Annotated in this window: 11 protein-coding genes; 5 read left to right on the top strand and 6 right to left on the bottom strand. The window is 33.8% G+C overall.

Annotated features, from left to right (window positions below; all coding sequences use genetic code 11):
- Positions 1-121: 121 nt before the first annotated feature.
- Positions 122-850 (bottom strand): hypothetical protein, encoded by a 729-nt coding sequence (locus OQ292_RS02280; RefSeq protein ID WP_284684429.1) that lies wholly within the window; start codon positions 848-850, stop codon positions 122-124.
- 36 nt (positions 851-886) lie between these two features.
- Positions 887-2,665 carry a hypothetical protein gene (locus OQ292_RS02275; protein ID WP_284684428.1) on the bottom strand — a complete coding sequence of 593 codons (1,779 nt, stop codon included), beginning with the start codon at positions 2,663-2,665 and terminating at the stop codon, positions 887-889.
- Between the two features lie 412 nt (positions 2,666-3,077).
- Between OQ292_RS02275 and OQ292_RS02270 the strand changes: the two genes are divergently transcribed.
- Positions 3,078-3,935 carry an SDR family oxidoreductase gene (locus tag OQ292_RS02270; RefSeq protein WP_284684427.1) on the top strand — a complete coding sequence of 286 codons (858 nt, stop codon included), beginning with the start codon at positions 3,078-3,080 and terminating at the stop codon, positions 3,933-3,935.
- A gap of 92 nt (positions 3,936-4,027) precedes the next feature.
- Here the strand turns inward: OQ292_RS02270 and OQ292_RS02265 are convergent, their stop codons facing one another.
- The 3 genes from OQ292_RS02265 to OQ292_RS02255 all read right to left on the bottom strand — a co-directional run bounded on the left by OQ292_RS02265 (position 4,028) and on the right by OQ292_RS02255 (position 6,595).
- Positions 4,028-4,777 (bottom strand): MBL fold metallo-hydrolase, encoded by a 750-nt coding sequence (locus tag OQ292_RS02265; RefSeq protein WP_284684426.1) that lies wholly within the window; start codon positions 4,775-4,777, stop codon positions 4,028-4,030.
- A 188-nt stretch (positions 4,778-4,965) separates the two neighbouring features.
- A complete protein-coding gene (locus tag OQ292_RS02260) occupies positions 4,966-5,334 on the bottom strand; it encodes a hypothetical protein (RefSeq protein ID WP_284684425.1) in 369 nt (122 codons plus the stop codon).
- A gap of 97 nt (positions 5,335-5,431) precedes the next feature.
- Positions 5,432-6,595, bottom strand: a complete 1,164-nt coding sequence (locus tag OQ292_RS02255; protein WP_284684424.1) for an ATP-binding response regulator — start codon at positions 6,593-6,595, stop codon at positions 5,432-5,434.
- A gap of 153 nt (positions 6,596-6,748) precedes the next feature.
- On the opposite strand from OQ292_RS02255, the gene OQ292_RS02250 reads away from it, so the two are divergent.
- A complete protein-coding gene (locus OQ292_RS02250; protein WP_284684423.1) occupies positions 6,749-7,378 on the top strand; it encodes a PKD domain-containing protein in 630 nt (209 codons plus the stop codon).
- A 174-nt stretch (positions 7,379-7,552) separates the two neighbouring features.
- Positions 7,553-8,164 (top strand): SiaB family protein kinase, encoded by a 612-nt coding sequence (locus OQ292_RS02245; protein ID WP_284684422.1) that lies wholly within the window; start codon positions 7,553-7,555, stop codon positions 8,162-8,164.
- On the opposite strand, the gene OQ292_RS02240 is transcribed toward OQ292_RS02245, so the two are convergent.
- Positions 8,161-9,579: an MBL fold metallo-hydrolase RNA specificity domain-containing protein gene (locus tag OQ292_RS02240; protein ID WP_284684421.1), complete on the bottom strand. Its 1,419-nt coding sequence runs from the start codon at positions 9,577-9,579 to the stop codon at positions 8,161-8,163. The two genes, OQ292_RS02245 and OQ292_RS02240, sit on opposite strands and share 4 nt — an antisense overlap.
- A gap of 805 nt (positions 9,580-10,384) precedes the next feature.
- Here OQ292_RS02240 and OQ292_RS02235 point away from each other — a divergent pair.
- Positions 10,385-13,588 carry a SusC/RagA family TonB-linked outer membrane protein gene (locus OQ292_RS02235; protein WP_284684420.1) on the top strand — a complete coding sequence of 1,068 codons (3,204 nt, stop codon included), beginning with the start codon at positions 10,385-10,387 and terminating at the stop codon, positions 13,586-13,588.
- Positions 13,589-13,649: 61 nt separating this feature from the next.
- Positions 13,650-15,116, top strand: a complete 1,467-nt coding sequence (locus OQ292_RS02230; RefSeq protein WP_284684419.1) for a SusD/RagB family nutrient-binding outer membrane lipoprotein — start codon at positions 13,650-13,652, stop codon at positions 15,114-15,116.
- The last annotated feature ends 45 nt before the right edge of the window (positions 15,117-15,161 follow it).

The raw sequence follows: 15,161 nt of genomic DNA, 5'->3' as shown, positions 1-15,161 counted from the left end.
CCATTATACTAACAATGACTACTCTGAATTGATTTATTGCTTTTATTATCCATGACGGATAATGAATTGGAAAGAAAATCCCGGGAAGTATTTCACCGGGATTTTTTGTTGCTATCAAGAATCAGCCTTTAATCTCTTTTCTTACTTCCTCCTGCATTTTCATAATTTTCTGCGAAGCTTCTTTACCTTCTTGTCCTTTTAAATCAGCAGAAGCTACCAACCAGCTTTCTAATATTGCCAGTTTAGAGCTAAGTAGATATTTTTTTACAGGATGGCCTTTTGGAAGACTTTTTAAAGCAGCATCCAAATCATTTATGCCAGAATTAACTTTTACTTCAATAGCTTGGTAATTTCTTTCTTCAGTTGGGGCTTTTACCAATTTTGCTGCTTGGTCTGCCTTAATCAATCCCGGAATTGCCATTAGAATTGCCGAGTCTCTTGGAGGTACATCTTGTCCAGCAGATTTGGCTTTAGCAAGCGCTTCTAAGCCCTTTCTAGCTGTAGCTTCACTTTGCTTGTATTTCTCCACTTTCCACTCGCAAAGCGCTTTTATAGTATACGCACTGGCGAGGAGTCCATCAGCTTCTAGTTTTGCTTCACCACTTTTAATCACATTATCAATGTCTTCTAGCGCGGTAAGATATTTTATTCTTACTTGGCTTTCAGGTGAAATTAAATCAGCAAAGTTCTCAATGTTTTTTTTCAGCTTAAGCTCATTATCCATTCTGGCAGCTTCGTTAAAACTCTCTTGCGCGCTAGAATAGTCATTTAAGTAAGGGGCACAACTGCTTACACTCAGCAGTAATCCTATTAGAAAATAAACAGTAATAGGTCTTTTAAAAAATTGCATATTCTGAGTTTTGTAATTTATTATGATCTTAAAATTTTAAACAGGTGTATCGGCTAGCTTTTCAATTGAAAATGATTCGCCTGAATCAAGCTTGGCAATTTCAGCAGCAAAAACATTTTTAATCGCTACTATTTTTTCTTGTGTACTTCCATCTTTTACTACTCTGTCTAAAAACACATTTACCAATTTAGAATAAACATCTCCTTTAGCTAAAGTCCATCTTGCATTGACAGAAGCACTATTTCCAAAAACCATATCAGTAATTGAATTGAGGGCAAATGTGATTAGATACTGTTCTTCTCCATTTATATTTTTTTTGTTGATCAAATCTTTTCTAACAGCTACAGCAGAAAGTGCAGATTTCATTACAGTTAATCTGGTTTCTTTATTTAATTGTGTAACAGATATACCTTCAAGTGATTTTAAAGTTCCTTCTAAAGCATGGTGTAAGACCGATTTGCTATTGATTTTAGATGTGATCCACTCTGGTTGTGTTGCTACGTCTTGCACAATTGAATCAACTAAAGCAACAGCTTGTGTTTTATTGAAACCAAGTTTCCAAGTATCGCCAGAAGGTTTCGATAGCAATTCCAATGTGGTTTTAGATGCATTAAGCAAAAGGTGTTCACCTGCTGAATCTGTATTTCCCGGCCATATAGTTTCAAGGTTTGATGCAGTTTTTTCTAGCACGAGTCTAGAAACTTCTGGTAAAATGCTTAGGCCAATGTTATTTGGATAGCTTGATAGATCATTAAATAATTGACCTAAAATATTTTGTACACCTTTATTCTTTACTTTAAAAAATTCTGGGTTTTCTGCTACTGCACTAAAAGATGCTTTTACAATACTATCAATAGAAGATTGACTCAAAAATTCACCTAATTCCACTTTGCCTTTTGCTGGGTCACTCACCATTTTATTCACCATAATATCTAGCATAGCAGAGCCAACCTGATTTACTACAGAAGACGAAGCTTCTGCATTGGTTCCAAGGAATCGAGTAGGATCTTCTAATACTTTTTCTCCTCCATTTTTTAGCACACTTCTAAAAACTGCTTGTCCCCAAGATTTTACCTTTTCTTCTTTTGAGAATGAGCCAATTCCGCCATCTTGTTGCTTTATTAACTCAATATGATTTTGAATATCTGTACTCAAACCTTTGGTAATCGCTGTTACCAACTCTCTACTAGATTGGTCGCCAGTTAATAGTTGAGGATTTGCTGATACTGTTTCTAAGCTAGCAACCATTAAATCTGATGCGATGTCTCCAATGTTTCCTTCACTTAGAGAAACATCGTCTATGGCTTCTAAAAAGCCTCTAAGAAATGTGTGTTGAGAACTGTTTTTAGATAATGCTCCAGGGTTTTGCACAAAGAAATCTACGCCGAGTTCAACCAACGTTCCTGCAATTCTTTGGAAGCCACTTTTATGTTTTCCCCGCTGCCATTGTTTTACCTTTACCATAGATAAAACTTCTTGTGGAGGAATACCTAGAAAATCACCACCATGCTCATGTTCTTGAATTTTCTTTGCTTTAAACCAATCTATTAGCTCTTCTTGCTCCAAAGGTTTTAATGCCTGATTTCTTGCTTCTAGGGTTAAAAAATTAATCCTAGCGTTTAATTTGGCGTGATCACATCCTTCACCTTCAAAAAAAAGCATGGCTTTACGCCAGTCGAGGTCTTGAGGAAAATCAGGCAGTGGTAAAACCAGTTCTTTCTGTTTTACTCTGTCTACTGAAGCAGTTTTAATCTGATTAGCCAGCCTGATGCCTCCCTGAATGGCAAATAAAATTATATCGGGATTACTGAGCATGTTTTAAGATGAAATAGTTAAAAAAATAAATTCCGAAAAACTTTTACTGGATTATATCTATTCTATAAAAGTTGATTATTATAATATCGTTTTTTCTTATGAAAAATTCTGTTAAATAGAAATTTAGTAACTTTTGATTTTGAAAAGAATAATTAATTCCTGTTTATATGATATGCTTTAAGAATTCACTGCATAAAAACAGTGTTTCTAATAAAAGAAGTGGTTGAAATGTGTAGTAAGTGTGATTTCAGCCGAAAATTAAGAAAAAAGTGAAAACTTAAAATTAATTTATAACTCATTGATAGGTATTTTTTAATCTGATTGAAAGAAGTGTCAATTTTTAGCTGAATAATTTAATTCTAAGTATTTTAAATTGTATTTATTTTAGAAGGTAAAATTTAATAAAACCAGTATGGAAGGTAAAATATGTATTGTTACAGGAGCAAATACAGGTATAGGTAAAGAGACAGCTCTCGGTTTGGCACAGAAAGGGGCTGAAGTAATTATGCTTTGCAGAAATATGCAAAAGGGAGTAGCAGCCAAAGAGGAAATTATAAATAAAACAGGTAATGAAAATATTCATTTGATAATTACTGACCTTGCTTCATTTAAAAGTGTGCATCAGGCAATTGAAACTATTAAAAAAAACTATAAAAAAATAGATGTATTGATAAACAATGCTGGTGCTTATTTTACAGAGTTTGCATTAACCGAAGATGGTAATGAGCGACAGTTTCAGGTGAATCATCTTTCTGGTTTTTTACTTACCTTGTCTTTGTTGGATTTGCTAAAAGCAGCTGAGGCTGCAAGGATTATCAATGTATCGTCAATAGGAAACTATAAAGGCGATATTCACTTCGATGATTTAAACTTAACTAATAGTTACAATGGGTTAAAAGCTTATCGCCAGTCTAAGTTGTCTAATGTTTTGTTTACCTATGAGTTAGCCAGAAGGCTTTCCGATACAAATATTACTGTAAATACATTGCATCCGGGAGTGGTAGGTACACAGATTGGGTATGCTAATAACAGAACATTTCATGCACTTGCTTGGAAAATTGGTTCTTACTTTATGATTAACAGTAAAGATGGCGCTGCCACCACTTTATACTTGGCAACCAGTGAAGAAGTAGAAGGTATTACTGCTAAATATTTTGAAAAGTGTAAGGCAAAAAGATCAGCAGAGAAATCTTATGATAAGGAGTTAGCCACAAAACTTTGGGAAGTAAGTGAGAAAATATGTGGTATAAAAAAAGAGGCTGATATTTAGAAATACCAACCTCTCATTAGTTATTTGGTTTAATTGCAATTAAGTATATCAAAAAATATACTTGATATCGCAATACCATTTAATATTTTAATTTATTGAGGATACCATTCTAAAAGGCGAACTTCAATCTTTTTGTTTTTACTGTTTACAAGGCCTTTAAATTCCTTTACATCACTAAATTTACCTTCTCCACCTCTGTAATGAAATGGATAAACAACTTTTGGTTTAAAATCTAGTACAGCATCAGCAGCTTGGTTTACATCCATTGTGTATGGTAAATTCATGCAAACAAAAGCTACATCTATATTCTTTAATTTACGCATTTCAGGTATATCTTCAGTATCACCAGAGATGTAGATTCTTTTTTCTCCAATAGTTAAAACATAACCATTTCCTCTTCCTTTAGGGTGTCTAGAGTCTTCTGTTTCAGGTAAGTTATACATAGGTAGTGCTTCGATGCCAATACCTTCCCAAGTAGTTTTATCTCCGTTGGCCATAGAGTGAATCATTTCAGATTCAAACTTGTCTGTGAGTTGATCTGTAACCGCTTTTGGGGCAATAATTTTAGCACTGGTAGTATTTAATTCGTTTAATGTTTCTTTATTGAGGTGATCTCCATGTATATCTGTAATAATTACCAAATCAGGATCTTCCATACCTTCGTATTTTGAGCCACCACCATATGGGTCAACATAAATAGTTAGACCATCCCAATCCATCACCATAGATGCGTGTAAAATTGGCTCAATTGTAAGTGTGCCGCTGTTTGTTTCAATTTCTTGTGTTTGTGCCTGAACAAGTGCTGGAATAAACAGAGAGAGTAGCAATAAAATTTTGTGCATATTTACTTTTAGCATAGTCTTAAATTTATCTTTTAATAATTTTTGAAAATCAACTTCGATTGAGTTGTCAATTATAAATTTAAATACACAGATTAATAAAATTGTTTAATGATTCAATAATATTATCTGGCATAAAAAAATCCTGTAGAGTTTCTACAGGATTCTAGTTTATCATTTAATTAATAATGTCACTTTGGGGGTTGTCTTGTTACTTTAGTTATAAAGTATTTGGTATCACCTCTCCAGAAGAAGGTTCTGTACTTTTCAGCATAATGCAATTGAACTCTTTCTCCAGATTGTTGAGCTTCATCTAGCGCTTGAATTACCTCTTCTTTTCCTCCATCTACAGAAAATGACCAAGGTTCATTAATTGCTCCAACATCTAATTGGCCTTCATATGTTTTAAAAAGGTATCCTTTTTTGCTTATTTTCATCACTATACCACCACGGGTTCCTGTACTGTAATTTCCAAAGTATAGAAATAGAAAATAAAATAATAATAGACCAGCTACAACAAGTCCTACTTTAATTGCAATAGATTTGAATTTGGATGACATACTTATATAATCTTACTCAATTAAAATTGTTTTGCACAAAAATGTGTTTTTTAAACTGATAAGCCAAAAAATAGTATTTGAATCAAAGAAATATAATTTAATGTTCTTCCAAACTTAATTTACGCTCAGTTTCTACTATAAAGGTTATGTTCTCTTCACCGTTTTTTTGGGTTCTTATGTAAAAGTTTAACTCTTGCAACATATTTTGGCATAAGACAAAACCAAGTCCTGAGCCTCTTTCATAAGGGTTTATCTGGTTTGTGAGATAAAAATCTAAAGAGAACAAAGACTCTAATAATTTAGGCATTATTCTAAAGCCTTCAATATTAATTTCCAGATTGTTTTCTGTACTTTGGCTAAATGTGATTGTGCCTTTTTTAATGATAAAGCGTGCGCAGCATTCTATAAACAGACTGAAAAAATCACACATCAACGCTTTGTCAGAATGGATTACAAAATCATCAGATAAGTTATTTTCGGTAAGAATTTGCTTTCTAGTGAGATCTTCTTCAATTAAACTAATTTGCTTACTTAAAACCTTTTTAATTTTTAAAGGCTTAATGTTAAGCTCTTTTTCATTATTAGAAATATCTCTTTCAGACCATTTCACTAAACTTTTTAATAGGCTACTCACATCGTTTAATGAAGCTTTTATGTTATCAGCAACATACTTCATTTCTTCTTTAGAGAAGTTATTGATGTTTTTAAAGAGTAGTCTTACAAATGCTTTTAGCGAATTTAGAGGCTCGTTAATGTCATTAGAAAGTACAGCGAAAAAGATGTTTTTAATATCGTTTAAGCTCGATAATTTCTGATGAGCCACTTTTAACTCGTCATTTATTTGAGCTAGTTCTTTTTTTTGTTTTACAACAGTTTGAAAGTAGGAATATGATTTTAATGCAGCTCTTGCTCTGGAAAGTAATTCAATTTTATCAACAGGTTTTTTTACGTAATCAGTAACACCAGTTTTAAATGCTTTGGCAAGATCGTATGAGTCTACCATTGCAGTAACCATTATAATAGGAATGTCTTTAACTTCAGGATTATTTTTTACTTTTTCAAGCACTTGAAGGCCAGTCATACGTGGCATCATCCAGTCGATTATTATAAGATCTGGTCTTTTACGTAAGATTAGTTCATAAGCAATTACACCATCTGGTGCCCCCACAATTACATAATCTTTTCCTAGTTCTTTTAAGAATTTTAGATTGGTTTGCAATGATGTTTGATCATCATCGGCTAAAAGAATAGTATAAGGCATGCGTAACCTTTAAAAAATAATTTAATTGTTTTTATAAAAATACTAAAAATTAGTACTTAAAGAGAATTATAAATGCATTTTTTGCATTGGCGAAAATAAATATTAAAATAGAATCTATTCTAAAAAAATCTGCTGTAAATTTTTTGAATTTATATGTATCACCAATTTTTACTTTTTTACATATTTCTTTTAGTTGTTTTTTGCAAAACAGATAGAGGAGGAGAACAAACTATTGAAGGCGAAGAGGTATGTAAAGCCAGTGAGGTTTTTAGAAGTACTGCTTTAAATTGTGATTTAGCTAACGATCGTCTGTATTGTGTTGAACTTCAGGCAAATGACAGAGAAGATGCAACTGGTAACCTTGTGTCGCATTTGTGGTTGTTAGGAGATGGAAATATGAAACCTGGCAATAAAGTCGAACATTGCTATAATGTTTATGGGACGTATGATGTTCAGTTGATTTCAACAAAAAAAGTGGAGGGAATAGAGTTTAAAGACACCACTACTTATGTTTTAGATGTAGGTGAAATTGCATTAATACAGGAGATTAAAGAAGATCGGTTTGTTTATTTTTTTGATGGTTCAAGTAGCTATATTGGAGAAGAATTTAAAGTTGCTAATTATTATTGGAGTTTTGGCGATGGTAATTATGCTTGCGATATGCTAGTGACCAATAGATACACAAAACCAGGAGAATACGAAGTGAAATTAATTGTAGAAGGAATATCTGGAAATGGTGAAATAAGACAAATTTGTGGTATAAAAAGAATTACTATCAGATAGAATTTGAGATATTAGTTAAACATTTTTCCGGAAGTTACATTTTTCTTTCTTCGAAGCCTCACCCTCTTTTTTCTACCTTTATAAGATATATAATGATAAAAATATAATTCGCCCAGAATACTGCGTTTAAGGATTGACTTATAAAAATAATTTTAAACCAAGAAGAAAAGAAGAATGACCTTAAGCGCAAACTTAACTCGTTGTGTTCTTACTTTTTATCATGAAATGATGAATAACGGAATCTCCCTAGTTTATCTAGGTGAGTTCAATCATGAGATCACAAAAATGTTCACTTCCATGGCGGAAGATGAAATGGAACGTAAAAACGAGGAAAGGTCTACCAAAAAGAAAGTCTACCATGTAATGGTAGAAACTCTCCAAAATATGAACAAACATTCAGATGGTATATCTGATGATATGGTTGGGAAAGGGTTATTTATTATAGGTCAAAAAGATGAGGCATATTATGTGCTAACCTCGAACAAAATCCTCAATTCTAAAATCCCTATGCTTCAGGCAATGATCGAGAAGATAAACGATTCTTCAATTGCCGAATTAAAGCAAATGTATATGAAGCAAATTAAAGAAGGGAAACTTTCGGATAAAGGTGGTGCTGGTTTAGGTTTGATAGATATCGCTAGAAAGACTGGAGAAAAATATCAATATCAGTTTTTACCTATCGACGAAAAGTATTGCTTCTTTATTCTTAAAGTAGAAGTTAAAGCAGGAGAAGCTCCACAAAAGAAAAACGCAGAATCTAAAGTTAAAGAAGTAGCTAAAGATTAAAGTGTAAATGATTCTCCTTTAGAAGGCGTTACTACATTTTGATAGCCTTCTTCAATTAATGCATCTTTAAAATTATCCATTGACGTTTCTTCTCCGTGCACCAAAAATATACCTTTGGTGTTTTCTTTTTTCTGGGTGTGAATAAACCTAAGCAGATCATCATGATCGCCATGTCCGCTAAATGCATCTGTATTTAATATTTTAGCATTAATTGGTACATTTTTTTTGCCCATTTCTATTACACCTGGTGCGTTTCTTAATTTATGCCCGAAAGTACCTTCAGGTGTAAAGCCAACCATTAATATAGTAGTATCTGGATTTTGCAAATTTGTACGGATATGATGTTGTATTCTTCCTCCTTCCAGCATTCCAGATGAAGAAACAATAATGCAAGGCCCTGGCTTTGAAGATATTTTTTTGCTCTCCCCTAATTGTTCTATATAGTCAAAGTTATTTCCGTAAAATAACTCCCCATATTTTTTCTTAAACGTTGTAGACTCTTCATTAAAATGGTTCGAAAATGCTTCGTAAACTCGATTGCTTTTCATAGCCATTGGGCTATCGGCAAATACCGGGATATCAGGTAATTTCTTTTCTCTAAAGAGTTTATTTATGGTATATAAAATAGCCTGAGTTCTTCCAATACTAAATGCAGGAATGATTAGTTTTCCCGGATTTTCAATACAACTTTTTTGAATAAAAGAAAGAAGCTCTTCTTCTGTGTCAATAAGTGATTGATGATACTTTCCACCATAAGTAGTCTCACAAATAACATAATCTGCTTGTGGAGGTGTTTCTGGATCTTTTAAAAGTGGATAGTTTTGTCTGCCTATATCACCACTAAAAAGGATCGATTTCTTTTCATTATTCTCTTCTATCTCTAAATAAACATTTGACGCACCTAATAGATGACCAGTAGAGATCATTCTTAGGTTAATGCTCTTAGTAAGCTTATATGTTTTATTTACTGCAAGACTTTTAATCTGACTCAAAGCTTGTTTTACATGCTTTTCTTGAAAGATTTCTTCTAGGTTAAAATTCGGTTTATAACCTGGACTTTGTCCTTTTCTTTTGTGGTATTTGTTTAACTTAGATTTATTAATTGAAGCAGCATCATATAATAAAATCTCAGCGAGGTCTGTAGTTGGTGCAGTACAAAATATAGGCCCTTCAAAGCCTTCTCTAATTAAGTTTGGAACTTTCCCTGTATGATCTAAGTGTGCATGAGTTAATATTACTACATTGATCATACTTGCCTCGAAAGGAAAAACAGAGCCCGGATATACAGGCATTTCTTCTCCCTCACTGTCCATATCCATTCCACAATCAATCAGTATTCTAAAATCTGATTCAAGTTCCAACAAAAACATGCTACCAGTAACTTTTCTGGCTGCTCCCCAAAATGTAATCCTCATTAAATTAAAATTGTTAAGAGTATTGACTCTAATATTAAATTGACTTGCTAATTAAAAATTAAGATCAATTTCTGTTTTCAAAAATGCTAAATAAATAAAATTTATGCTATTTAGATAACATGCTAACAATTACTTTAATTAAAATAGTTACAGCGTTTATCTTTCAATAACTTCAAATGAGAAGTTACTAAAATGGGAGTGGAGAATTTTGTTGTTATATCAATTATTGTTTGTGTTATAAACTACTATTGAATTTTGCTATATTTTCAATATATTATAGTTTTTGAAAGAATATTATTAAAAAAAGCTTAAGTATTGTTCAATATTAAAAAATACACTATCTTAACAATCGATTCCTAGTCAATAAAATTTTACATCCAACCATTTGACTTAAGCGACACATAATAGAAGAATATGTTAAATAAACTAAGACTACTTGCAAAGTGAAGTAGATGTTTGTAGATGTCGATTACAGAAAATAATTGAGCTTTTATGATCAGTAGAAAACTGAGATTTTTTAAAGTTCTTTCGCCGCCGCACCAGCATTAATTTCGGAGCTTAATAATCATTATTTCTAATAGAATACCTAATTGCTTATAACATGATTTGAAAATGTTACTAATAGAATTTTTTCTAATTTTTAATTGTAAACAAATGTTAATATATACTTAAAAAAATAAACCAGAGGTAGTTGCAATACCTCTGGTTCTCAAGCTTCCCACATCTCTCACAATGCTTTAACGAGCTTATTAAGTTCGTAAGGGGAGCTCTTTGTCTATGTCGTAAAACGTAAACCCCTAAATCTATGAAAAAAATTACCTTTTTGAAAATCACTTTAATGCTACTGATTTCCCCGTTTTTTGGTTATTCGCAAGATAGAACAATAGAAGGTTCTATAACTTCAGAAGGAGAGCCATTGCCGGGGGTAAATGTATTAATAAAAGGTACTTCGCAAGGAACAATATCAGATGTAGATGGTAAATATTCCATCAGTGCATCTAATGGAGAAGATGTAATAATCTTTTCTTTTATAGGCTTTGAAACTCAAGAAGTTGCGGTTGGGAGTCAATCTAAAATAGATGTTTCTTTAGTTGAATCTTCGCAGCAATTATCAGAGGTGTTGGTAACAGCATTAGGTGTAAAAAGAGAAGAAAAATCGCTTGGTTATGCAGTGCAAAAAATTGATGGTGATGCTGTAGGGCAAACCAGTGAAAGTAACATTGTGAACTCTTTATCTGGAAAGGTTGCTGGTGTGCAAGTTACAGGGGCTTCTGGTAATTTGGGCGGCTCATCCAGAATTCTAATAAGAGGTGTAAATTCAGTTTCTGGTAACAACCAACCGCTGTTTGTTGTAGATGGTACACCTATAGATAATTCAAATTTTAACTCAGAAGATACTCAAACAGCAGGTGGAGGCAGAGATTATGGCAATGCTGCCCAAGATATAAATCCTGAAGATATTGAATCGATATCTGTCTTAAAAGGACCCAGTGCTGCTGCATTATATGGCTCAAGAGCTTCTAATGGAGTAATTATGATTACTACCAAAGGAGGTTCAGCAAGAAAGGGAATAGGAATTTCTATTAATTCTACTACCACCTTCGATAAAGTTTATGTACTACCTGATTATCAGAATGAATATGGTGCGGGTTATGTACAACAGTTCGAAACTTTTGCATTTGATCCATCAATTCATCCAGCAGGATATTCAGCTTTTGATGGCCAACCAATGATTAATTATCAAGCAGATGAAAGTTGGGGCCCGAGGATGGATGGTCAGATGGTGAGACATTGGGATAGTTGGTATCCCGGAGAAAATTTTGGTGAATTACGTGCATTTTCTCCTCATCCAGATAATATCAAAGACTTTTATCAAACGGGTAGATCACTTAAAAACAGTGTGGCAATTTCTGGCGGAAATGAAAAAGGAACCTTTAGAGTATCTTTCACGAATATGGATCAGAAAGGTACTTTTCCAAATAGTGAGCTCCAAAGAAATACATTTAGTGTAAATACTAGCTACAATGTTACTGAAAAATTAACTGCCAAAGTTGTAGCCAATTTTGTAAATACAAAAGCACTAGGAAGACCCGCAACAGGTGGTTGGACAGGAGATGGACCTATGAGCGTAGTGTCTAGTTTTAACCTTTGGCACGAAAGGCAACTAGATATGGATAGGCTGCGAAATTACAAAATGGAAGATGGTACCATTAGGCATTGGAATCTTACTAGTCCAACAGATTTAAGTTCTTTTTGGTGGGTTAATCCATTTTTTGAAGTTTATGAATCATATAATAATGATGAAAGAAACAGGGTGTTTGGTAATGCTTCTCTAAGTTATGATGTATCAAAAGACTTGAAAATTACCGGTTTTGCCCGAACAGATTTTTACAGCGATAGAAGAGAAGATCGTGTTCCAGATGGCCATGAAAATGTGAGTATGTATGAAGAAGATGTGTATAATGTTCGGGAAAATAATTTTGAGTTTTTAGCTCAATATCAAAAAATGATTGGCAATTTCTCAATTGCTGTAAATGCGGGTGCTAACCACAGAGAAATGTCATTCTACCAAAATAAAGGCCAGACAGTTGGAGGTTTAAGTGTTCCTAATTATTTCAACTTGGAAGCTTCGATAGATAGACCTTCAATTACCGATTATAAAAGTAGTAGAACAGTAAATAGTATCTATGGGTCTGCCAGTATTGGATTTAAAGAGACGCTTTATTTAGATGCAACTTTAAGAAATGATTGGTCATCTACTTTGCCGGCTTCTAATAATTCTTATATGTACCCATCAGTTTCGACAAGTTTTGTATTCTCAGAGATGATACCTGCCAATAATTTTGTCTCATTTGGTAAAATAAGAGCTGGTTGGGCACAAGTTGGTAATGATACTGATCCTTATAGGTTGCAAACTATTTATAGTCCTGATGATGCTTTTGGTAGTAGCCCAATTTTTTATGTTCCTAATACTTTGAATAATAGCGATTTAAAGCCTGAGACTAACACCTCTTATGAGGTGGGTTTAGATATGCGCTTTTTTAATGGGAGAATAGGTTTCGATTTAACGTATTATGATAATGTTTCTACAGATCAGATTTTAAACCTGCCAGTTTCAAGTACTTCTGGCTTTGAGTATTTGGTAGTTAATGCTGGTAAGATCACGAATAATGGTGTTGAATTAATGCTAACAACAACGCCAATAAAAACTGCAAGTGGTTTTGAATGGAATGTGATTTTCAACTGGGCGAAAAATAATAACAAAGTAGTAGAGCTGGCACCGGGACAGGATAATTATGTATTGGGTTCACAAAATGGTGTAACTGTTAATGCAAGAGTAGGTGAGGCGTATGGTTCATTAGAAGGTTCTGGCTTCCTATACAATGATAATGGACAAAAGGTAATAGACGAAGATGGTTTTTATGTAAGAGAAACCAGTAAAGTTTTGGGCAGTGTAATGGCAGATTATACTGGCGGTATTACCAATAGCTTTTATTTCAAAGGCTTTTCTTTAAGTGCTCTAATCGACTTTCAAAAGGGAGGTGTAGTGCATTCTTACACTAATGGTTTGGGTCAATATTCAGGTTTATTGTTAGAAACTGCTGGGTTAAACGATAAAGGAACACCACAAAGAGACCCTGTTGATGCAGGTGGTGGTATACTGGCAGATGGTGTAAATGAAAGCGGTGAAGTAAATACTGTTTATCTAGAATCATCAGATTATTGGAAACATCTTTTATCTAGAAAAGAAGCGCATGTATATGATGCGAGCTTTGTGAAATTCCGTGAATTAAAAATTGGCTATAGCCTTCCGAAAGCATGGTTTGAGAATAATTTAATTCAGTCGATGTCTATTGGATTAGTAGGTAGGAATCTGGCTATTCTTCATAAGAATGTGCCAAACATCGATCCTGAATCTGCACTGGGTTCTGGTAATATACAAGGCATAGAAGAGGGACAATTACCAAGTGTGAGATCGATGGGTTTCAATGTGAGTATAAAGCTTTAATCTACTATAAACCACTATTTATTACTTCTTATAGATCAATTGATTTTTTAAAATTTTAGTCATGAAAAAAGATATTAATAGATACATCCAATATATTTTTATTCTAATAGTAAGTATTATTTCTTCATGTGAAAGTGGGTTTGAAGAAGAAAATATTGACCCGAATAATCCTACATCTGTACCCACAGCATATCTAATGAGTAGTGCACAGCGCAGTTTAATCACTAATTTTTTTGGTCGAAATACTTCATGGGGGATAGATCAACTTGGCATGAGATACATGCAAATGTGGGCCAATACACTTTATACATCTGAAGATAGATACGAATACATTGAACTTAATTTTCAGTCTTTTTACAATGGTGGATTGGCTGATCTTGAAGAAATTATAAAGCTCAATTCAGACGAAGAAACAAAAGATCATGCTCTAGCATCTGGTGCAAATGCAAACCAAATAGCGGTAGCAAAAATTCTAAAAGCTTGGACATTCCAAAAAATGACGGATGTATGGGGAGATATTCCTTATAGCGAAGCTTTAAAAGGAATTGAGATTCCATCACCAGCTTATGATGAGCAAAGTGCGATTTATTCCGACTTAATTGCAGAACTCGACGAAGCCACTTCTATGATAGATTTTGATGGCGAAACAATTTCTGGTGATTTGATATACGGTGGTAATATGGAGTATTGGAAATTGTTTGCACAGTCTCTCAAGCTTCGTATAGGAATGCGCATGTCAAAAGTAGATCCAACTACTGCACAGGCAACTGTAAGTGCTGCAATAAATGCAGGAGTTTTTACCAGTATCGATCAAGATGCAAAATTTGTATACCTAAGTGCTTCTCCTAATAATGGCCCTTGGAATGAAAGTTTTTATAATGGAACGCCTACTCTGGCAGTGGCTACAACTATTATCGATAAGATGCTAGAACTAGAAGACCCTCGTATAGAACTGTTTGCTCAAAAAGCTGTAGAGGGCAATGCTTATATCGGAATGCCTTATGGAGTAACAGCTGCAGTTGCTGGAAGTATTACAAACAACCAAGTTTCTTTGCCGGGGCTTAAAATTGTTGAAGCGACCAATCCGGCCATATTAATCACCTATTCAGAAGTATTATTTATCCAAGCTGAGGCGGCAGCTTATGGCTGGATTTCTGGCGATCCGGAAACATTATACAAAGAAGCTATAACCGCATCTATGGAAAGTTGGGGAATTGGAGCTGATGCTATCACTACTTATTTAGAGAGTGACATGATTGCATACGATGTCAGTAATTCTTTAAAGTCAATTGGAGAACAAAAGTGGATAGCTTTTTATATGCAGGGTTTAGAGGCATGGTCGTCTTGGAGAAGATTAGGCTATCCAGAATTAATTCCTGCACCAGATGCTGTTGAGAATCGAGATATTCCGAGACGTAGAGGCTATCCAACCGCAGAAACATCTTTAAACCAAGCAAATTATCAGGTAGCAGTTGAAAGGCAAGGCCCCGATTTGCTAGAAACCAGAATTTGGTGGGATGTTGAATAAAAAGATTTTAATTTAATAACACGTAATGTCTAATTTTTCGAAAAC

Origin of the sequence: Chondrinema litorale (genome assembly GCF_026250525.1) — a bacterium.
GTDB lineage: Bacteria > Bacteroidota > Bacteroidia > Cytophagales > Flammeovirgaceae > Chondrinema > Chondrinema litorale.
Note: the sequence above shows the minus strand (reverse complement) of the source record. Positions and strands in the feature narration are given on the sequence as shown.